The sequence below is a fragment of the Crocosphaera watsonii WH 8501 genome, assembly GCF_000167195.1.
Taxonomy (GTDB): domain Bacteria; phylum Cyanobacteriota; class Cyanobacteriia; order Cyanobacteriales; family Microcystaceae; genus Crocosphaera; species Crocosphaera watsonii.
Genome location: NZ_AADV02000068.1, coordinates 1 through 18,916, shown reverse-complemented (window position 1 = coordinate 18,916; position 18,916 = coordinate 1). Strand labels below are relative to the sequence as shown.

At 36.1% G+C, this 18,916-nt stretch carries 13 protein-coding genes and 5 pseudogenes; 12 read left to right on the top strand and 6 right to left on the bottom strand.

The window, feature by feature from the left end; genetic code table 11:
* Positions 1 to 129: 129 nt before the first annotated feature.
* Complete coding sequence (locus CWATDRAFT_RS38705; RefSeq protein WP_198139008.1) at positions 130 to 273, bottom strand: hypothetical protein; 144 nt, start codon at positions 271 to 273, stop codon at positions 130 to 132.
* Positions 274 to 458: 185 nt separating this feature from the next.
* The gene (gene trmH, locus CWATDRAFT_RS20445; RefSeq protein WP_007306807.1) at positions 459 to 1,109 is read right to left on the bottom strand and encodes a tRNA (guanosine(18)-2'-O)-methyltransferase TrmH; all 651 of its coding nucleotides are present in this window, start codon (positions 1,107 to 1,109) and stop codon (positions 459 to 461) included.
* A gap of 134 nt (positions 1,110 to 1,243) precedes the next feature.
* Here trmH and CWATDRAFT_RS20440 point away from each other — a divergent pair, with 134 nt between their 5' ends.
* The 6 genes and pseudogenes from CWATDRAFT_RS20440 to CWATDRAFT_RS20410 all read left to right on the top strand — a co-directional run.
* A complete protein-coding gene (locus CWATDRAFT_RS20440) occupies positions 1,244 to 2,398 on the top strand; it encodes an NAD(P)/FAD-dependent oxidoreductase (RefSeq protein ID WP_007306808.1) in 1,155 nt (384 codons plus the stop codon).
* A 480-nt stretch (positions 2,399 to 2,878) separates the two neighbouring features.
* Complete coding sequence (locus CWATDRAFT_RS20435; RefSeq protein ID WP_007306809.1) at positions 2,879 to 3,832, top strand: class I SAM-dependent methyltransferase; 954 nt, start codon at positions 2,879 to 2,881, stop codon at positions 3,830 to 3,832.
* 600 nt (positions 3,833 to 4,432) lie between these two features.
* Positions 4,433 to 5,959: pseudogene (locus tag CWATDRAFT_RS34230) on the top strand (IS5-like element ISCwa2 family transposase).
* 3 nt (positions 5,960 to 5,962) lie between these two features.
* Positions 5,963 to 6,223, top strand: coding sequence for a GAF domain-containing protein (locus tag CWATDRAFT_RS20420; RefSeq protein ID WP_007306812.1), 261 nt, complete (start codon positions 5,963 to 5,965; stop codon positions 6,221 to 6,223).
* 74 nt (positions 6,224 to 6,297) lie between these two features.
* Positions 6,298 to 7,326 (top strand): annotated as a pseudogene (locus CWATDRAFT_RS20415) (IS701 family transposase).
* Positions 7,327 to 7,355: 29 nt separating this feature from the next.
* Positions 7,356 to 8,348, top strand: a pseudogene (locus CWATDRAFT_RS20410) (adenylate/guanylate cyclase domain-containing protein); the annotation flags it as partial.
* Between the two features lie 35 nt (positions 8,349 to 8,383).
* Here CWATDRAFT_RS20410 and CWATDRAFT_RS20405 read toward each other — a convergent pair.
* A pseudogene (locus CWATDRAFT_RS20405) lies at positions 8,384 to 9,589 on the bottom strand (RNA-guided endonuclease InsQ/TnpB family protein).
* A gap of 260 nt (positions 9,590 to 9,849) precedes the next feature.
* Here CWATDRAFT_RS20405 and CWATDRAFT_RS20400 point away from each other — a divergent pair.
* The 4 genes from CWATDRAFT_RS20400 (at position 9,850) to CWATDRAFT_RS20385 (ending at position 12,837) form a co-directional block, all read left to right on the top strand.
* Positions 9,850 to 10,182, top strand: a complete 333-nt coding sequence (locus CWATDRAFT_RS20400) for a DUF2605 domain-containing protein (RefSeq protein ID WP_021829867.1) — start codon at positions 9,850 to 9,852, stop codon at positions 10,180 to 10,182.
* A gap of 313 nt (positions 10,183 to 10,495) precedes the next feature.
* Positions 10,496 to 10,813 carry a DUF2973 domain-containing protein gene (locus tag CWATDRAFT_RS20395; RefSeq protein WP_007306816.1) on the top strand — a complete coding sequence of 106 codons (318 nt, stop codon included), beginning with the start codon at positions 10,496 to 10,498 and terminating at the stop codon, positions 10,811 to 10,813.
* Between the two features lie 138 nt (positions 10,814 to 10,951).
* Positions 10,952 to 11,476: a peptidylprolyl isomerase gene (locus tag CWATDRAFT_RS20390; protein WP_007306817.1), complete on the top strand. Its 525-nt coding sequence runs from the start codon at positions 10,952 to 10,954 to the stop codon at positions 11,474 to 11,476.
* A gap of 110 nt (positions 11,477 to 11,586) precedes the next feature.
* A complete protein-coding gene (locus CWATDRAFT_RS20385; RefSeq protein ID WP_007306818.1) occupies positions 11,587 to 12,837 on the top strand; it encodes a polysaccharide pyruvyl transferase family protein in 1,251 nt (416 codons plus the stop codon).
* Positions 12,838 to 13,946: 1,109 nt separating this feature from the next.
* Here the strand turns inward: CWATDRAFT_RS20385 and CWATDRAFT_RS20375 are convergent.
* Together CWATDRAFT_RS20375 and clpB are read right to left on the bottom strand one after the other, a co-directional pair.
* Positions 13,947 to 14,642 (bottom strand): hypothetical protein, encoded by a 696-nt coding sequence (locus tag CWATDRAFT_RS20375; protein ID WP_007306805.1) that lies wholly within the window; start codon positions 14,640 to 14,642, stop codon positions 13,947 to 13,949.
* Positions 14,643 to 14,754: 112 nt separating this feature from the next.
* A complete protein-coding gene (gene clpB / locus CWATDRAFT_RS20370) occupies positions 14,755 to 17,373 on the bottom strand; it encodes an ATP-dependent chaperone ClpB (protein ID WP_007306804.1) in 2,619 nt (872 codons plus the stop codon).
* 331 nt (positions 17,374 to 17,704) lie between these two features.
* On the opposite strand from clpB, the gene CWATDRAFT_RS20365 reads away from it, so the two are divergent.
* Entirely contained in the window at positions 17,705 to 17,950 is a 246-nt protein-coding gene (locus CWATDRAFT_RS20365) for an RNA recognition motif domain-containing protein (protein ID WP_007306819.1), read from the top strand.
* 61 nt (positions 17,951 to 18,011) lie between these two features.
* Here the strand turns inward: CWATDRAFT_RS20365 and CWATDRAFT_RS20360 are convergent, their stop codons facing one another.
* Entirely contained in the window at positions 18,012 to 18,623 is a 612-nt protein-coding gene (locus CWATDRAFT_RS20360; protein WP_007306803.1) for a DUF1997 domain-containing protein, read from the bottom strand.
* Between the two features lie 202 nt (positions 18,624 to 18,825).
* Between CWATDRAFT_RS20360 and CWATDRAFT_RS40170 the strand changes: the two are divergent.
* Positions 18,826 to 18,916 (top strand): annotated as a pseudogene (locus tag CWATDRAFT_RS40170) (allophycocyanin subunit beta); the annotation flags it as partial.

Sequence of the window (18,916 nt, the reverse complement as noted above, 5' to 3'; positions counted from 1 at the left end):
AATAAACCAATTTTTATTATTTAATAAAAACTAATATTGCCCAAGGGGTTGATTTTGAGCATCAACCCTGTGGGGGGGAGGACGGTGTAACCCTCCTCCCCCCCACACACACGGCAAGAATGATTATCATTATTGTTTATTCTCAATAAGCCCTCTAGTTTTTGACAATTTATAGAGCGATCGCCACGGCTGAAACCCTCTTTCAATCAGGGTTTTAACGGGCTTGTCACCCCGTGAGAAGGTAGCCACACAGCTAGGTCTAAATCTAGTCAAGTTGGGAAAGGAAGTTTTGAGTCTTCCTAAACGATATTATCTCGATTCTCTAAGTCGATCATATCGTAAGCAAGCTGAGATGTGGATTTATCCCATCGAAGCTTAACCGCTTAGAATCCAGGGTGTTTTAACCCCTGGAGAACTCAATTTACTTGAGAAACTTTAGGTACTTGAACCCAAAATTCTTATAAAATTTCCCCATTTTCTCCTAAAGATGGATAATTTTTGCCGTTTTTTTGATATTCTATTGCTAAGGTTGGATAACTCCATTCAAACAATATTTTATGATATCGCTCGGGATCTAATCGACTGGTATCATACATTTTTCCAGCTAATCTCTGGCGTTGTGCTTCAAATAAAATTACCGCAGCAGCAACAGAAACATTCAAAGATTGTACCATCCCTAACATGGGAATAATAATGTTGCCATCGACTAAATTTGCTGCTTCTTCACTCACTCCCCATTTTTCTGCTCCTAGTAAAATAGCTGTGGGTTGAGTATAATCGATATCACGATAGTCTAAAGATTTTTCCGTAAAATGTGCTGCATATATATTGATTTTTTTGCTTTTCAAATAAGTTATAGCTGTTTTAATATCAGGGTGAGTGTGGAGAAATGTCCATTTATCACTGCCTTGAGAAACTTGAGAAAAGGTAGGAAATTCATCGGTTGTGTTAATACTATGAACGTCTAATATTCCTACAGCATCACAGGTGCGGATAATGGCTGATAAGTTATGAGGTTTATGGACATCCTCGGTTAAAACTGTTAAGTCTGGTTGTCTTTTTTCAAGAACTTGTTTGATGCGATGATAACGTCTAGGAAGCACATTCATTCATTTATAAATCAGAAGTTATGCTTGTTATTCTATCATGGTTTATAAGTTTAAATTAAAAAATAAGATGAAAATATCAACTTTAATTAATTAGATATTTATGATAAAATGGAGGGGAAGTATATAATAAAATTATGCAAAATTTTGATTGGATTGTTGTTGGTGCTGGTATTACGGGATCAGCCTTAAGTTATGAGTTGGCTAAAAAAGGTTTAAAAGTGTTACTTTTAGAAAAAGATCCCACTTATGATAATGCAACTCGTTATAGTTATGGGGGAGTTGCTTATTGGTCAGGAACAGATGATGATTCGATTCAATTATGTCAAGAAAGTCGAGAAATTTATCATAACTTATCAGAAGAATTGGGAGAAAATACCGATTTTAGAGAACTGGATTTAATGTTAACTATTCCTGTGGATAATAATCCCCAATCTATTGCAGAAAACTATCAAAAGTTTTTCATAAAACCTCAATTATTAACCCCCGATCAATCTGTAGAAATTGAACCATTATTAAACCCTGATGCTATCTCAGGATGTCTTAAATTGCCCCATGGACATATTCATCCACAAAAAACAAATAATGCTTATCAACAAGCTTTTTTAAGATTAGGTGGAACCCTTAATTACGAAGAAGTTACTCAACTACTGTCTAAAAATAAAACAGTAACCGGTGTAAAAACAAATAAGCAAGAATATTATAGTAAAAATGTCGTCATTTGTGCAGGAGGTTTAACTCGTTATTTATTAAAACATATTGGTATAAATGTTAATATTTATTTTACTCATTCTCAGTTAATATTAACTCCAAAGGTAGATATTGAACTAAAATCTTTAGTGATGCCAGGGATTTTAAACCGTCTTAATATTGAAGAAAAATCAGGAGATTCTGAACTTAAATCTTTATGGGATAATTCCAGTGATCAAATTATTTCTGATGTTATGGAGACCGGTGCAATTCAATTTTTAGATGGTAGTTTTTGTTTAGGTCAAATTAGTCAAATTATTAGTAATCCTCTGGCAAAAAATGATCAAATTTTAGCAGAAAAAACTATTCGAGAAGGAGTTAGTAAAATACTTCCTGAACTAGAAAATTTACCTGGTAAATTACACCATTGTTTAGTTGCTTTTTGTGCTGATTCTAACTTTTTAGTAGGTAAAATTGATAACTTTGAGGGGCTTCATTTATTCTCCGGTTTTACTAGCACACTTATGTATGCTCCTCCTTTAGCAAGACGTTTTGCTGATTGGGTAGCAGAAGATAATAAAGAAATGCCATCTTTATTATGAGAAATTATTAAGGTATATTTTATTGATAAATTAAATCCATCTCTTGGCTAATAATGGAATTTTTATTAACCATTTCTGCAATTTCTTCAGCCTCATATTTACCTTCAAAAGCTTCTTTGGCAGAAGCTTTTAATCCTAAATAATTTAAGATAATTTTTTAAACTAAGTAGTCCATTTTTGTCTGTTTAAAAAATAGGCAAATTTAAAACTTCAATTATAATATAGCAATCAGTTATCAATTGTGAGAATTAAGTGAATTCTGATCCCCCCACTACCCCCCAACCCCCCTTATTAAGGGGGTAACTAAAGGGGGGATCATAAGGGGGGATCTCCAAGTTCTCATGAATCATTCGGTGATTGCTATAACTCATTTACAATCAATACTGAGTTAGTGAATAGTAACCTTATCAGTGAGATTGTATAACTAAATAGTGATATAGTTAGAACTATCTTTAAACCATAAATCCTTATTCTCATATCATGACGAATAAAGTTAAACCTGATTGGACTGGTAACGATCTTCTCTCACGCTTTGTTAATTTAATGATAGAAACAAAGCCTATTTATCGCCTCATGACGCATCAAGCGAGAAAAGTTATCATTAAAACGGCGGAAAAAAACGGTATTGCGTGGGAAGAAAACTGTAAAAACTTAGAAAAATCCCCTGCTAAAAGCTTATTCTCTCAAATTACTAACCCTGATATTGTTTATCCCGACTATTATCTAGTTCCTTTTCATGCTTACGATCAAGGTAACTTATGCTGGAAAGCTGCCTTTGAAGCTGTTCCTGCAACCCAGTCTCTTGGCCTGCGAGTCTGGAAAAATGAAGACTTAACTTGGCAAGAAGCACAAGACAGGTTAAGGGCAGCTTTTCATGCTGTTTTAGAACCCTATAGCCCTCCTCAAGTGGAAAACATCCTTGATATTGGTTGTTCTATAGGTGTCTCTACTAAAGCTACTCACTGTTATTATAGCCAACGACAAGGTAATTTACCTATTAATACCATCGGACTTGATTTATCCCCTTATATGTTAGCGGTGGCAAAAGTTACCGATGAGGAACAAGAAATTAGTCAATGGATACATGGTTTAGCAGAAAAAACGAATTTTGATGATAATTCTTTTGATGTAATTACTATTCAGTTTGTTCTCCACGAATTACCCCGTGATGCTGCAACCGCTATTTTTAAGGAAGCTTTCCGCATTTTACACCCTGGAGGTGTTCTCGGTATTGTTGATAATAACCCCCGTTCAGAAGTGATTCAAAACTTACCACCAGCGTTATTTATGTTGATGAAAAGTACCGAACCTCATAGCGATGATTACTACACTTTTAATGTGGAAGAAACCTTACAAAAATTAGGATTTGATTATAAAACTACTTTTCCTAGTGATCATCGTCATCGTACCATTGTCGCTACCAAACCATTTTAAGTGGTAAGCCGATGCACTCCCCACCCTACAATGACGTTATATTGTTACTGATCTTGTTGGCAAAGAAATATCTAACCGTAGGGGCGAACAGCCGTTCGCCCCGACAAATGAAATAATGCGATCGCTTCCTGGTTTATTACATTTAGGGTTAATGGTGCAAACTGTTCCTAAAAAGTATGAGAGAGAAAAGAGAGAAGAAGAAAAGTAAAAAATAGAAAAATTCGGTATTTTAGAAGGTTTACGGAAATATGCAGCTAATCATGTTTTATTACGGGGAAAACCAGGATCGGGCAAGTCTACAGCTTTAGTTCGTTTATTGCTGGAAGAAAGTAAGAAACAGAGAGAAAAGGTGATCCCCCCCAACCCCCCTTTGGAAAGGGGGGCGAAAAAAGGGCAAAATGATCTTACTATTCCTGTCTTGGTAGAACTAAGATCCTATAAAACTTCTGTTCTGGATTTAATTCGGGTTTGCTGAATAAAAGCAAAACCCTATTCTTTAAAAGGTTACACCCATATTCGCGATCGCAAAAAAGATCAGCTTTGTCGGCTACAAACCGCTATAATTGGTAGAAACACCTCCCAGTTGTTGGTCAAGAACAAATGTATCGAAAAGAGGAGCAACCTTTACCGCCCCCAGAAAAATTTGAATTACCTTTCGAGGGCAAATTGTCCCCCAATAATCGTTGGGTAATCATGGCAGAGTTGATACCTTGGGATGATTTTGAGGAAGAATATGCTAAACTTTTTTCAGCAGAAAAAGGTGCGCCAGCCAAACTATTTAGAATGGCATTAGGGACATTAATTATTAAGGAAAAATTAGGAACAAGTGATAGAGAAACTATAGAACAGATTAGAGAAAATCCTTATCTACAATACTTTATAGGTTTAAATTGTTATCAACAAGAGCCACCACTGGAATCTTCAATGCTAGTTCATTTTAGAAAAAGAATTGATGGAGAATTGATAAACAAAATCAATAAAAAAATAGTAAAAAGAGAAATAGACAAGAGTGATAAAGAAGTAAAAAAAAAGGATTGTCTCCAAGAAAAAGGAGAAAAAATAAAAAATAAAGGTAAACTAATTTTAGATGCGACTTGTGCGCCAGCAGACATCAAATACCCAACGGATTTAGGCATATTAAATCAAGCCAGAATTGAGACAGAAAGAATAATAGATAATCTTTATAAACCATTAAGAGTAAAATTGAGAAAAAAGCCGAGAACTTCTAGAAAAATTGCTAGAAAGGAATACTTAAAAGTAGCTAAAAAACGAAAAGTATCTTATCAAGAAAGAAGAAAAGCTATCGGGAAATAGTTAAAATACCTTAAGAAAAATTTAGGAAATATAGAAGACTTAATTCAAGCTGGGGCTTCCCTGGAAAATCTGAGTAAAAGACAGAAAAATGTTCTAGAGACTATCAAAAAAGTTTATGAACAACAACAGTCATGTGGGGAGAATAAGACCCAGAGTGTTCCTCAAAGAATTGTAAGTTTAACTCAACCGCATATTCGTCCAATAGTGAGAGGAAAAGCAGGAAAACCAATAGAGTTTGGAGCTAAACTCTCAGTAAGCTGTGTAGATAACTATGTGTTTCTATACAAAATAAGTTGGGAAAACTTCAATGAATCTTGTCATTTAAAAGAACAAGTAGAAAAGTATAAAGAAACGTTTGGCTATTATCCCGAATCCGTCCATGTAGATAAAATTTATCGAACTAGGGAAAACAGAAATTGGTGTAAGGAAAGAGGGATAAGAATCAGTGGTCCGAAGTTAGGAAGACCTCCGAAAAATGTCAGTGAAGAAGAAAAGAAACAAGCCCACTCCGATGAATGCTTCCGTAATGCTATTGAGGGAAAGTTTGGACAAGCTAAACGAAGATTTAGCCTAAATCTCGTGATGACAAAACTCCCTGAAACCTCCATTACATCTATTGCTATTACATTTTTAGTTGTCAATCTTTGTAAACTTCTGAGGCAGTTTTTGTCGCTTTTTTTGTCCTTATTTACTAATAACAGAACAGAGGAACTCATCAAACCGCCTTTCATTAATTTTGATTATACTTTAAACAATTTTTATGTACTAAAACTTATTGATTTGTCAGAAAATTCTTGGTCAAAAGTGGCATAAATTTTGGAGAAACTTTTTCAGCAAACCCTAATTAATCGTATTACTAACGCTATTCGTTGTAGTCTCGATCCCCAACTAATTTTTATAGCAATTACCCAAGAATTAGGCAAGGGCTTAAAAGTGGACGGTTGCGCCCTATCTTTATGGAGAAAAGAGGATAAATTTGTGCAATGTGTTGGGCTTTATAACCAGGTCCAAGGGCACATTAATCCCCTTCCTCAATCAGTGGTTCCCATCGCTTTAAATCCAGTTTTAAAACAATAGGAGTTTCGCATTGACAAAAGAGCGTAAATATGCAGATGATGTTTTCAGGTGATCGCTAATGAAGGAGAAAAATCATAAGACTTCGGAGTAAACCATCAACAGCCCAATGTAATCTAGATCAATATACATACTTCTTGCTCTCAGAGCCAAAATACACAGGTTGCTGCCGTTTAGCTGAGATTTTAGAAATTTCTCGTCATAGCACCAATAGATTCTTACTAAGAGAGCAATATGAACCAATAGATTTATTTAGAGAAGTTCAAGGAAACCTTAATTTGATTGGAGGAGTGTTAAGTGGGGATGATACCGTTATTGAAAAACACTACTCTCAAGTAGGAAAAGCTCATTTAATCAACTATTATTGGTCAGGAAAACATCAAAAAGCCATCAAAGGAATTAACTTAATTACTTTGTATTATACTGACTATGATGGAAAATCAATGCCTATTAATTATCGCCTTTATGATCCTCTAGATAATAAAACAAAAAATGATTACTTAAGAGAGATGATCGTAGAAGTAATCAAGTGGGGGGTAAAACCTTCTACTATAACGACAGACTGTTGGTATTCTTCTAAAGAGAATTTAAGATTTTTTAGAGACAAAGAACTGAATTTTTAAGTAGGAATAGCCAAAAATAGACAAGTAAAAGTAGAAGGAGGTAAATATCAAAGAGTAGAGGAGTTGGAAATTCCTAATAATGGATTGATAGTAATTATCAAAGAATTCGGAAAAGTAAAAATATTTAAGAGGACTTTTAAACACGGAAGTTGTCGTTATTATGCTACTTTTCTATATGATGAATCTAAACTTATGGATTGGAAGCGCGATGATTTTAGAGAGTTACAAACTATTCATTGGGGAATAGAATGCTATCATAGAGCTTTAAAACAATTGTGTGGATTATCTAAGTTTCAAGTAAGAACGACAAAAGCTATTGTTACTCATATTTTCTGTTCTTTAAGAGCATTTTGTCAATTGGAACTGATGAGAATTAAAGCAACTATAGAGTCTTGGTATTCTCTCCAAAGAGAGCTTTCTTTAAAAGTGGCACGGGAGTTTATTTTAGAACAATTATCTCCCACTAATTCTTTGACAGCATAATTTTTATTTTCTGTCAATGCGAAACTTCTAAACAACTGATTAAGACTCAAAAACCGGTGGTTTTAGAGGATATGAATAATTATCCTGAAATGACTCAATTTGATTTACCCCTACAAAAGTCTAGCCAAGCTCTCTTAATTGTTCCCTTAATCGTGGATGGAGCAATTATTGGCAGCATTTCTCTACGGCAAACCACCCACCCTCGTCCCTGGTTATCCACAGAAATTGAATTAGCTCAAACCCTTGCTTCTCAAGCGGCTATTGCGGTACAACAGTCCCGACTTTATCAGAAAACTAGACAACAGGCTCAACAATTAGAAAAAAGTGAACAGGAGGTGAAACAACTTAACCGATATTTAACAGAATCGGTGTTAAAACGGTTTTTGCCAGCCTCTATGGTCAATAAAATCGCCACAGGGAAATTAAGCCTCGATTTGACCCCAGAACCCCGTTTAGTCACCATCTTGTTTACTGACTTGGTGGGATACACCCCCTTAGCCAGTTATTTAGGAACCCAAGGGGTGGCTACCCTTCTCAATCAATATCTAGAAGAAATGACTGCCGTTATCTTCCATTATGGGGGAACCGTGGATAAGTTTATTGGGGATGCTGTGGTGGCTTTATTTGGTGCGCCAGAAGAATTAAATCCTCAAGAGCAAGTTTATCGGGCGATCGCTGTGGCCAGAGAAATGCACAAGCAACTCAATGGATTAAATGAAAAATGGCAGACTCAAGGCTTAATACAGCAACCCGTTTGCTTTCGCTGTGGTATCCATCAAGGTATGGCAGTGGTGGGAATGTTTGGCGGGGGACAACGCTCCGATTATACTGCCATTGGTTCGGCAGTTAATATTGCGGCCCGTCTGCAAGAAGTGGCAGACAGTGGCATGATTCTGGTATCAGCAAAGGTAGCACAATTTTTAAACCCTGGGGAAATAACCTTGATGAAATCTTTACAACTCAAAGGGGTTGAAGAAGAAGTGACAATGTTTTCTGTGGTCGTCAATTACAAAGAAATTTGACACTCTCTCGCCCTAAAAGGGCGGAGATTCTTGGTTCATTGACTAAACTTACCCTGGCAGGTATTACTACCAACCAAAATAGAGGTCGAATCTCCCCAAGCGTTAAGGTCTTCTGACCAGCTTCCCCAATGCCCTTGGGTAGCTTTTTTAAGTATATTTAATGCTGCCATTGTGTCTCTATCTTCGGTATATCCACAGGAACAAACATGAGTTCTAACTGATAGAGACTTCTTGATTAGTTGACCACAATTAAAACATTCTTGGCTAGTATAGGTAGGGTTAACAGCAATAGTTAATCTATCGTATTTAACCCCAAAATATTCAATCCATTTTCTTAATTGCGACCGCCCAGCATCATTGATACTCTTAGCTAGTTTCTTGTTACGCACAAGGTTTTTGACTTTTAAATCTTCATAAGCTATCAAGTCGTTTGACTGAATTAAACGGAGTGCTAGTCTCTTGGCAAACTCTTCTCGCTGCCTACTTACTTTTAAATGTCCCTTGGCATATTTTCTTCTAGCATTTATGTAGTTATTAGACTGCTTTTGACCTCTCTTAAACTTTCTAGATTTTCTTCTATTTAGTTTATTAAGACGTTTTTCTGCTTTACGATAATATTTAGGAGGTTCTACAACGTTATTATCACTATCAGCATAGAGGTATTTTAGTCCCATATCTAAACCTACACATTTTTTGCTAGGTTCTAATTGTGGTGTGATCTCCCTAACATCAAGCTTTAATATTAACTGCACAAAATAACCGTCAGCCCGTCTAATTATTCTTACTCTTTGAATTTGCCATTCTTGGAAATAAAATAAATCTCGACTACCAATTAATTTTAATTCACCAATGTTTTTACCGTCAGTGAAAGTTATTCTTTTGGTGTCTCGATTTAGTTTCCATCCTGACTTTTTAAATTCGACAGAGTGAGTGCGCTTAGAATATTTAGGGTATCCTTTTAACCCACGGATATTATTCTTGCAATTGTTATAGAATTTGAGAATCGCAGTCCAGGTACGTTCACAAGCTTGCTGACAAGCAGTAGAGTTAAGAGTTTTAACAAAAGGATATTCATTTCTTAGTTGAGTTGTGTATTTATAAATATCTTTTTGTCCCACACCTTTGTTGTCTTCTCAATATCTGAGACATTTATTTCGCACAAATTGAACTGTGCGAATTGCCTTGTCAATGCCTTGATACTGATGTTTTTTTCCTCTTAACTTGTACTCTAAAATAAACATATTGCGTTATAAGCCTGCTACGCAAATAATTCTAACACACCAAAAACAGATTGGCAACCATACCATAGAAAGCGATATACTTCGGTCTTGGTGGCTTCCGTCTGGGAGGAAGTGCATCAAGAAGCCGTGCTGAAAGCGCACCGCCCCGTCTGAGGTTCCCTAAGACATAGGGACGGAGCAAGAAGGACGGGGCTTTAAACCCAAATTTTCGGTAAAAGACGTTAAGATTAGTGTATACATAAAAATCCGATTTTAAGATGATGTCTCATAATAACCTCACTGAGCAAGAACTGCTCAAAACTATACTCGAACCTTTATTAGAGGATTTTCAATACTGGTTTTCTCGCTCTCGCCATTTATTAGAAACAGAACGCATTACTTTTTTGTCTGTTGAAGAACAAGAGGAACTCCTAGAACGGGTTAAAACTACTCAACAGGAAGTACAAACCGCCAAACTCCTCTTTGAAGCCACAGGAAAACAAGCAGGGGTCGATACTAGAGCCTTAGTTCCCTGGCATAGGTTAGTGGCTGAATGTTGGCAGGTATCAATGAAATGGCGATCGCATCAACAAGAAAATCCACCTACTGCTTGATCAACTGGGGGTTGTTAACTGATGCAACAATCCCTATTTTCCCTTGACAATTCTTGGTAAGCTAGTTAGGTACAATCTTAAGAAAAGCTTACGTTCGTTGGGGGAATTTGGCCATAGCACCTAAAAAAGTTGATATTTGATCGACATAACCGAAGCTAAAAACTTACCATTTCTACTTTCTTTAGTGCGGGCCTTTAAAAAGAAATGTTTTTTCGAGCAGGGTGTTAATTTCTGTCGGAAAAACAACTTCTATGCAAGCTTAATACTATTAAGCCTTTACTAACTTGGTGACTTCGTTAATGGAGAATTTCAAATGCTACATTTAATTTACATCGTTGCTTTTACTATTATTGCTTTTTTGGCCGTTAGTAATCTTATTCGTAGTTTAATTACGGTGAGTATGGACTCTCAACGTCGTTATCCCAATCGATTCAAGTCTAATTTACCTCAAGCAAGAAAATTGGGAAATAGCAAAAAAACCATTCATCCAGAGTTGCTTGACGAACGAGGCCGACCTATAAATGAACCATTATTAGTAATGCGTTCTGTCAGTGTAGAAGATGCTAGACAACAACTTGATGCTATCTATAATTCTTCTCCTAATTCTAAAAAAGAAACAGAAGAAGAATAGAGAAATTTTCTATCTAAAATCTCCTAAGTTGACTAAGAATAGATTAATTAGGAGATAATTTAGATATTTGAAACTATTATTTTAACTGCATTTCAGTCCATGTTAAAATTGGGAACGAAATAACTGTATGAGAAAACAATGGCAAACGCTTATCCTTTGGTAACTAAAAAAGTATTCATGGATATTTCCATCGGTGGAGAAAAAGCAGAAAGAATTGTAATCGGTTTATTTGGCGAAGTAGTTCCCAAGACGGTTGACAATTTTTACCAACTCTGCACCCACGAAAAAGGGTTTGGCTACCGTCAAAGTTCTTTCCATCGGGTAATTAAGGATTTTATGATGCAAGGAGGGGACTTCACCAGAGGGAACGGTACTGGTGGGAAATCTATTTACGGAGAAAAGTTTCCTGACGAAAACTTTACCGTGAAACACAATGGCCGTGGTTGGTTATCTATGGCTAATGCAGGACCAAATACCAACGGTTCTCAATTTTTTATTACCTTCACCCAAACCCCCTGGTTAGACGGAAAACATACGGTTTTTGGTAAGGTGTTAGAAGGGCTAGAGGTATTAGATAAGGTAGAAAACTGTGACACCGATGGCAGAGATCGACCCCAGCAAGACATCAAAATTGAAGACAGTGGTAGCTTACCTGTGGAGTAACCCTTGAATTAATCAATTGTTAATTGTTAATTGTCACTTGATAACCCATCCTTGAATGGCGGCTAAAACAAAGCCCCACAGGATGGGTTTTAATAATTTAGAGATTCCTTATGTTAAAAATATTAGTTATCAATCAACATACTGCTAATTTCGGAGACGACGCTGCTGGTGTAGCTATGGCCATACAACTACATCAGCAATTTCCTGATGCAGAGTTACACTTTGTGTACAATTGGCCTTGGGGAAAAGATCAGTTTTTGCCTATCCCTTATAAACAAGATAAGACATTTCATCATAATGAAATAATTATTCAAAAGACAGACTTGTTAGATGCCATCAGATACGTCTCTACTAAATTCTTGCCTATTCTTATTAAAAATCGTCCTCAAACAACAATATCAGCTTATGTTAATTTAGTTAAGGAATCTGATTTTGTCATTGTATCTCCAGGAGGATCTAATATAGGTATTTATCAGGATTGGATTTGTTTATTTCGAGTGTTGGTTGCAGTTTTAGAAAAGAAAAGACCTGTTTTTCATCTCAATAGTCTTGGGAAAAGTGGTAATTTGGTTTTTGATATCATAACTAAATTTGTTTTAAAAAGGTCTCAAGTTTTTGTCAGAGAAAAGAAAAGCCATGAAATGTTAAATAAATGGGGTATTTATAATGTGCGAGGAGTTGATACTGCTTTAAGTTTATCAGCTACAGTCAAAGATTTATCAAAAGATGAACAGAAAGCAATCAATCTCGATATAGATGAAGAATCAATAGTTTTTATTCCTACAAGAATTGGGAGTTGGCATCCTTTATACAATAAAATGAATCTTGAACAAACAATTAATCAAGAGATTATTCCCTCCCTTATTACCTTTTCTCAAAAGCATAATCTTAAGATTTATATTTTACCTCATCTTTATAGTGTTTTAAGTGAAAATAAACTTTTGCAAAATATTCAAGATACTTTTTTAAAGCTGGGATTAAAAGAAGACCAAGTAAAAATTATCGAAAATATCTCCAACTTTAGAGATTATGAGAAATGTATTTCTCATGGAAGATTAGTTATTTCTATGAGGTATCATGGGGTAATTTTATCTATTAAACAAGGAATTCATTTTATTTCATTAGCTTATGAAAATAAAATGAAAGAAGCTTGTAACTACTCGGAAATGTTAGATTTTAACTTTGATTTAACAGATGATAACCTCAATAAGAAGCAAATGCTAAAGTCTTATGAACTTGCCTATCAAAATCGAGAAGCGATATCAAAGCACCTTAAAAATAAGTTGCCAATATTAAGTGATTTATCAAGGTTGCCACTTACCTACTTATATCTTAAAAGTCTAGAAGTTAATAAGAAATAGGAAACTTTTCTGCTTATAATCTGGATTCTATTCAGGGAAAAATTATACATATAGCGATCAGTTATCAGTTGTGAGAATTAAGTGAATTGTGATCCCCCCTAACCCCCCTTATTAAGGGGGGATCTTGATGTTCTCATGAATCATTCCTGATTGCTATAGATATTCTGACTTTTTTCAAGTTCGTTTTGTAGATTAATTATAGCCTCGTATTTTACCTGAACTTCCCCCCACGAAAAACGACAAAAGCCTTATCTAAAGGTAGTTGTAGCGATTTTTGTACTACCCATTACTGGGTACAATCTCTCTGAAGATTATATGAAGTGGGTTTGAGAAAACTGCACCTATGTAGTTTAATAGTACAGCGATCGCTAAAATCTTGTCAACATATCTCTTTTGTGTCCATGTATGGACACAAGAGAGATGTAGGCTAAAAGCCTTTATAGATAGGGTTTTTAGTCAAAAGTAGTATATATATATGAGGGTAAGTTCAGTTTTACGAGAATATTGAGCTAACTGAGGAAAATTATTACTAAATTTCTTCCTAATTTCAGGATTGAGCAAACGAGCAGTAATCTGATTAATAAAAATAGCTATTCTTAAACATTTAATCCAACTTTCTGATAATCCACTTTTTAAAGCAAATGTCATGATTGATCTTAGTTCTGCAATTTGCAGCAGACTTAAACCTTTAAAGTTAAGAGCTAAAATCTCTTGATTACTAATATCTTCAGAAAAACATTGAGGTAAACCTAAACCTGTTGCACGAAAAGCTAAGATTGTTCTAATACATTTTTCGCAATGCCCACAATTACGATCTTTCTGTTTTTCATGAGGACAAACTCTTAATTCGTCTGATGCTTCTTTCCAAGAACCTATCTCTTTAATCTTTTCAATTCGTGAAAAGGAAGCCCCATCATGAATAATAGAAAAAGTCTTATTCGATAGTAGATGATCTGTAATGGGATGAGAACCCCAAGGGGTAACCAGGGCATCTTAACGAAGTCAGAAGTCAGAAGTCAGAAGTCAGAAGTCAGAAGTTGTTTTTGAAACAGAGATTTATGCTCCGCTTCAAAAACTATGCGCCTTAAAAGGCGGGGTTTTAGACCCAACTATTTTCGATAAGCTTCAGAACTTGGAATTAATCCTACTTGATAACTTTTTTGAAATAGCATAAGACAGGAAATAACGGCAGAAGCAAAAGTATCAAGCCATTGGTGCTTAAATTGACGGATATTAGTAGACAAAGGAATACACTCTGTGTCTGGGCTTGATAACATCCTTTTTGACTTTTCAAAAGCACTTGCAAATACCTCTGTTTGAGATAAGGGAATATCAAATCCGTGTATCATTAAACCAGTGGTAATATTACGCTGCCAACGGCCACAAAGTCCCTTTTTATGTTGCCAGAGGGTAAAACAACTATCTACCCCACCAGAAAAAGCAGAAATAGGATTATTTGGACGATTATCAACGGATATTTCTGCCTCTATCTCAGCATTAATTTCTACAGAATGGTAATAATCTAGTCGCCAACACTGCCAAATAGCCTGATACTCGGTAATATTTTTCAGTAAAGAAGGAGAAACTTGCCCATGAACAACTAACTTAGCTGGTTCTGTCATTAGCTTAAAAATTAGTGCCACAATAAAAGGGTCACAACTAGATGTAATCCGATCATGATATTGTTCTGGTAATTTATACCATAACTTTTTCCTTGTCTGGTCTATATTTTCAATGGTGCAAGCAATAACAATGAATCCATCTTTTTTAACAGTTTCTTCTGGCCAAAAATGATATTTATTCATGACTAAATGTTAAGGTGATAGATTTTTGGAAAACCTTAGCTAAATATAACACGGTATCTTCGCTGAGATTAAAATTTTATATCAAATAGGTGGGCAATGCCCACCCTACAAGTTAAACGGTTAACATTTCAGATTGCAAACGTTTAAAGGTCAATCTTTCATCTTCAACATCCACAAAAATAGTATCCCCTGCTTTAAATTCTCCTCTTAAAATTGACTTAGCAATAGGAGTTTCTAAGTACCTTTGAACTGCCCTTTTTAAAGGTCTGGCACCATAGACGGGATCGTAACCGATATCGGCCACAAAATCTAGGGAAATATCTGCTAATTTAAGAGACATTTTTTGGTCTTCTAAACGACTTCTTAAGAGTTGAACTTGTAGCTTGACAATTTCTCGTAATTGTTCTTTTTGTAAGCTGTGGAAGATGATAATTTCATCGATACGATTGAGAAATTCGGGACGGAAACTATTACGCATCGCTTCCATAACACGGGAACGCATTTCATCATAACGAGTATCGTCTCCTGCCACATCTAAAATGTATTGAGAACCGATATTACTGGTCATAATAATGATAGTATTTTTGAAATCTACTACCCGACCTTGAGAGTCTGTTAAACGTCCATCATCGAGAATTTGTAACATGATGTTGAAGACATCACCGTGTGCTTTTTCTATCTCGTCAAAGAGAATTACTGAGTAGGGACGACGACGAATTGCTTCCGTTAATTGTCCGCCTTCATCGTAGCCTACATATCCAGGAGGCGCACCAATTAAACGAGATACGCTATGTTTCTCCATGTACTCAGACATATCGATACGAACTATGGCTTCTTCGGTATCAAAAAGGTTCTTAGCTAAGGCTTTAGCTAATTCTGTTTTACCTACCCCAGTTGGTCCCAAAAAGATGAAGCTGGCAGTGGGACGATCGGGATCAGAAAGTCCTGCACGAGAACGCTGTATTGCTTCTGATACAGCAGTTACAGCTTCTTCTTGTCCAATAACTTTCTCGTGTAGTTCATCCTCCAAATGTAATAGTTTTTCTTTTTCTGATTCCACTAATTTAAGAATAGGAATTCCCGTCCATTTAGAGATAATTTCGGCAATATCTGACTCTATAACTTCCTCCCTTAGTAAAGTTTTTCCTGTGGTTTGTCGTTCCTCAATTTTACTTTCCAATTCCTTGACTTGTCCCTGTAAATCTGTGAGTTTGCCATAGCGTAATTCAGCGGCTTTATTTAGGTCATAATCCCGTTCAGCTTGTTGAATTTCTAAGTTAACTTGATCCATAGTTTCTTTTAGTTGGCGAATCTGATCAATAACTTCTTTTTCCGCTTGCCACTGGGCATTAAGTTGGGATTGTTCTTCCTTGAGATTAGCTAATTCTTTTTCTAATCTTTGTAAACGTTCCCGAGAGGCTATATCTACCTCTTTTTGTAAAGAAAGTCGTTCCATTTCTAATTGGAGAATTTTACGATCTGCTTCGTCTAATTCTTCTGGTTTAGAGGTAATTTCCATCTTTAATTTAGCAGCAGATTCGTCCACGAGATCAATGGCCTTATCTGGTAAAAAGCGATCGCTAATATAACGGTTAGATAACATCGCTGCTGCTACCAAAGCTGTATCAGCAATTTTTACCCCATGATGGACTTCATAACGCTCTTTGAGTCCCCGTAAAATAGAAATTGTATCGACTACATTGGGTTCATCCACTAACACTTCTTGAAAACGTCTTTCTAAGGCAGCATCTTTCTCGATATACTTACGATATTCATCCAGGGTTGTTGCCCCGATACAGCGCAATTCTCCCCGTGCTAACATGGGTTTTAAAAGGTTTCCTGCATCCATCGCCCCTTGAGTTGCACCGGCACCAACAACGGTATGAATTTCATCGATAAAAAGGATAATATTGCCCTGAGAATCGGTTACTTCTTTTAGGACAGCTTTCAATCTTTCTTCAAATTCTCCTCGGTATTTTGCCCCAGCAATCAAAGAACCCATATCCAAAGCAATTAATGTTCTATCTCGCAAAGATTCAGGGACATCCCTATTAATAATTCGTTGCGCTAACCCTTCTACAATAGCTGTTTTTCCGACCCCAGGTTCCCCAATCAAAACAGGATTATTTTTGGTTCTACGGGATAAAATTTGAATGGTTCGACGAATTTCGTCGTCTCGGCCAATAACAGGATCGAGCTTACCTTCTTTGGCTAATTGAGTTAAATCTCGTCCATATTTTTCTAAAGCTTCGTATTTATTTTCAGGATTTTGATCGGTCACTTTTTGATTGCCTCTTACTTGTTTAATAATATCTTTAAAATTTCTTTCAGTCAGACCAAACTCTTTGAACAAATTTTTACCAAAACGATCATCTTTAAGGTAGGCTAATAGTAAATGTTCTACAGAGATATAGTCATCTTCAAATTCTTTCCGAAAGCCCTCGCTTCTGTCAAGTAAACTATCTAAACTACGGCCTAAATAAACCGACTCCCCAGGATTGGAGACTTTAGGTTGGCGACGAATAAAAGCCTCTGTTTGTTCTCGCAATTTGGGAACACTAAGGTTAGCTTTATTGAAGATACTTGTGGCTAGTCCCTCTTCCTCACTCAGAGCTTTCATTAAGTGTTCGCTTTCAATTTGTTGGTGACTATTTTGTTTAGCAATATCAGGGGTACGGACTATGGCCTCCCAGGCTTTTTCTGTAAATTGATTGGGATTGGTAGGTTGCATGGTTAGAATTATCTATAATGGATTATATAGTTATTGTAATCTAGCTAAGTACGGAAATAACGACGGTTTCCCCCACTGTTTTAGGTTGGGTTTACATCAGTTGTTAGTTTTCTCCTGCTCAGAAAATTATTAATAAAACCTGGCGGTTAACGGTGAGGTTTAATTCAGAAAGATTTGACATAACTTGGATTAATTGTGTTATGATAGTTCTAGAGCATTAGACACTGAGAGAAATATAAGTTAGTTAGAATTAGCAGTTTTTTCCGTTGAGTATCGCTAATTTTTTCTCGAAAGAACAGGCTCAAAATGTTGAAATCAAGATAGATCGTTCATGTCAATTTACGTTGGAAACCTCTCTTACGAGGTAAAAGAAGAAGACCTTAATGAAGTATTTGCAGAGTATGGTACAGTTAAACGCGTCCATGTTCCCACAGATAAAGAAACAGGTCGTCCTAGAGGATTTGCTTTTGTAGAATTAGAAACAAAAGCAGAAGAGTCTAGTGCCATTGAAACTCTAGATGGTGCAGAATGGATGGGGCGAACAATGAAAGTGGACGAAGCGCGTCCCCGTAAATAAAACCGCTTCACTATTAATGAAAAGAGATTCATCTTGTTTTAGGTGAATCTCTTTTTATCGTTTACGAATCGGTACAAGGGTCACCGAATTTGATGGAGTTTTGAGGTTCAATTAATTCTGATTGAGAATCAACCCAGTGATAATAATCCATCAATAATTGGTTAAGCAACCGTTGTTTAATACGACCGAGAACCCCTTTTAAAAGACTATTTCCGGTGACTTGTAGTAAGGGTTTAGGTGTCACCCACAAAGGAGGGGGTAAATCGACTTTTACGGTTAAATTAGCTTGTCCTTGTAAATAGGTTTTACCGTCGTGTTCTTGAGGCGATAGTTTTCCTTTTAAGCTTAAAGAAAAGCGATCGTTAATATAATCAATTCCCCGAATTTCACAATCTTGAGACCGCAAAAAGACCGTTCCTTTACTATCAGACCAAACCCCTAAAACCACCGTCGGTTGAAAGTGATAAATGTCCATAAAATTTAAAGGACGCATTTTTAAACGGAACTCATGGTCTGATAGTTGTTCCATGAGTTGGGGGTCGGCGATGGCCTTTACTAAGCGTTGTGGTTGTCTGAGATAATGATGGATCGGTTTGGGTGCATCTTTAACAGGCAAAGACAGAGACTCAGACGCTTTAAAATGAATGAGATGTGAAAAGTGTTGATCAAGCATTGAGATATTATGAGTTCTATCGTAGTGTGATTAGAAATACACTACAAGAAAATTGTCAAAATCTATAATTTTGGTTAAGAATACATTGTAACACCCCTAGACTTAAGCGATCGAGGGGTTTATGATGAGATAGATTCCTTCTCATTGGGAGAAACCGGCTTGTTGGTAAGCCATAAAAAATTGTTGTTGGGAGAAAACTTTAATGCGAGATGCCGTTACTACCTTAATCAAAAACTATGATCTAACCGGTCGCTATTTGGATCGAGATGCGATCGCCAGTCTTAAATCTTACT

What these genes read in the sequence shown, in the direction of transcription:
- CWATDRAFT_RS20435 (WP_007306809.1), top strand. Translation starts at nt 2,879, where the DNA reads ATGACGAATAAAGTTAAACCTGATTGGACTGGTAACGATCTTCTCTCA.
- CWATDRAFT_RS20365 (WP_007306819.1), top strand. Translation starts at nt 17,705, where the DNA reads ATGTCAATTTACGTTGGAAACCTCTCTTACGAGGTAAAAGAAGAAGAC.
- CWATDRAFT_RS20395 (WP_007306816.1), top strand. Translation starts at nt 10,496, where the DNA reads ATGCTACATTTAATTTACATCGTTGCTTTTACTATTATTGCTTTTTTG.
- CWATDRAFT_RS20360 (WP_007306803.1), bottom strand. Translation starts at nt 18,623, where the DNA reads ATGCTTGATCAACACTTTTCACATCTCATTCATTTTAAAGCGTCTGAG.
- CWATDRAFT_RS20375 (WP_007306805.1), bottom strand. Translation starts at nt 14,642, where the DNA reads ATGAATAAATATCATTTTTGGCCAGAAGAAACTGTTAAAAAAGATGGA.
- trmH (WP_007306807.1), bottom strand. Translation starts at nt 1,109, where the DNA reads ATGAATGTGCTTCCTAGACGTTATCATCGCATCAAACAAGTTCTTGAA.
- CWATDRAFT_RS20390 (WP_007306817.1), top strand. Translation starts at nt 10,952, where the DNA reads ATGGCAAACGCTTATCCTTTGGTAACTAAAAAAGTATTCATGGATATT.
- CWATDRAFT_RS20385 (WP_007306818.1), top strand. Translation starts at nt 11,587, where the DNA reads ATGTTAAAAATATTAGTTATCAATCAACATACTGCTAATTTCGGAGAC.
- CWATDRAFT_RS20400 (WP_021829867.1), top strand. Translation starts at nt 9,850, where the DNA reads ATGTCTCATAATAACCTCACTGAGCAAGAACTGCTCAAAACTATACTC.
- CWATDRAFT_RS20440 (WP_007306808.1), top strand. Translation starts at nt 1,244, where the DNA reads ATGCAAAATTTTGATTGGATTGTTGTTGGTGCTGGTATTACGGGATCA.
- clpB (WP_007306804.1), bottom strand. Translation starts at nt 17,373, where the DNA reads ATGCAACCTACCAATCCCAATCAATTTACAGAAAAAGCCTGGGAGGCC.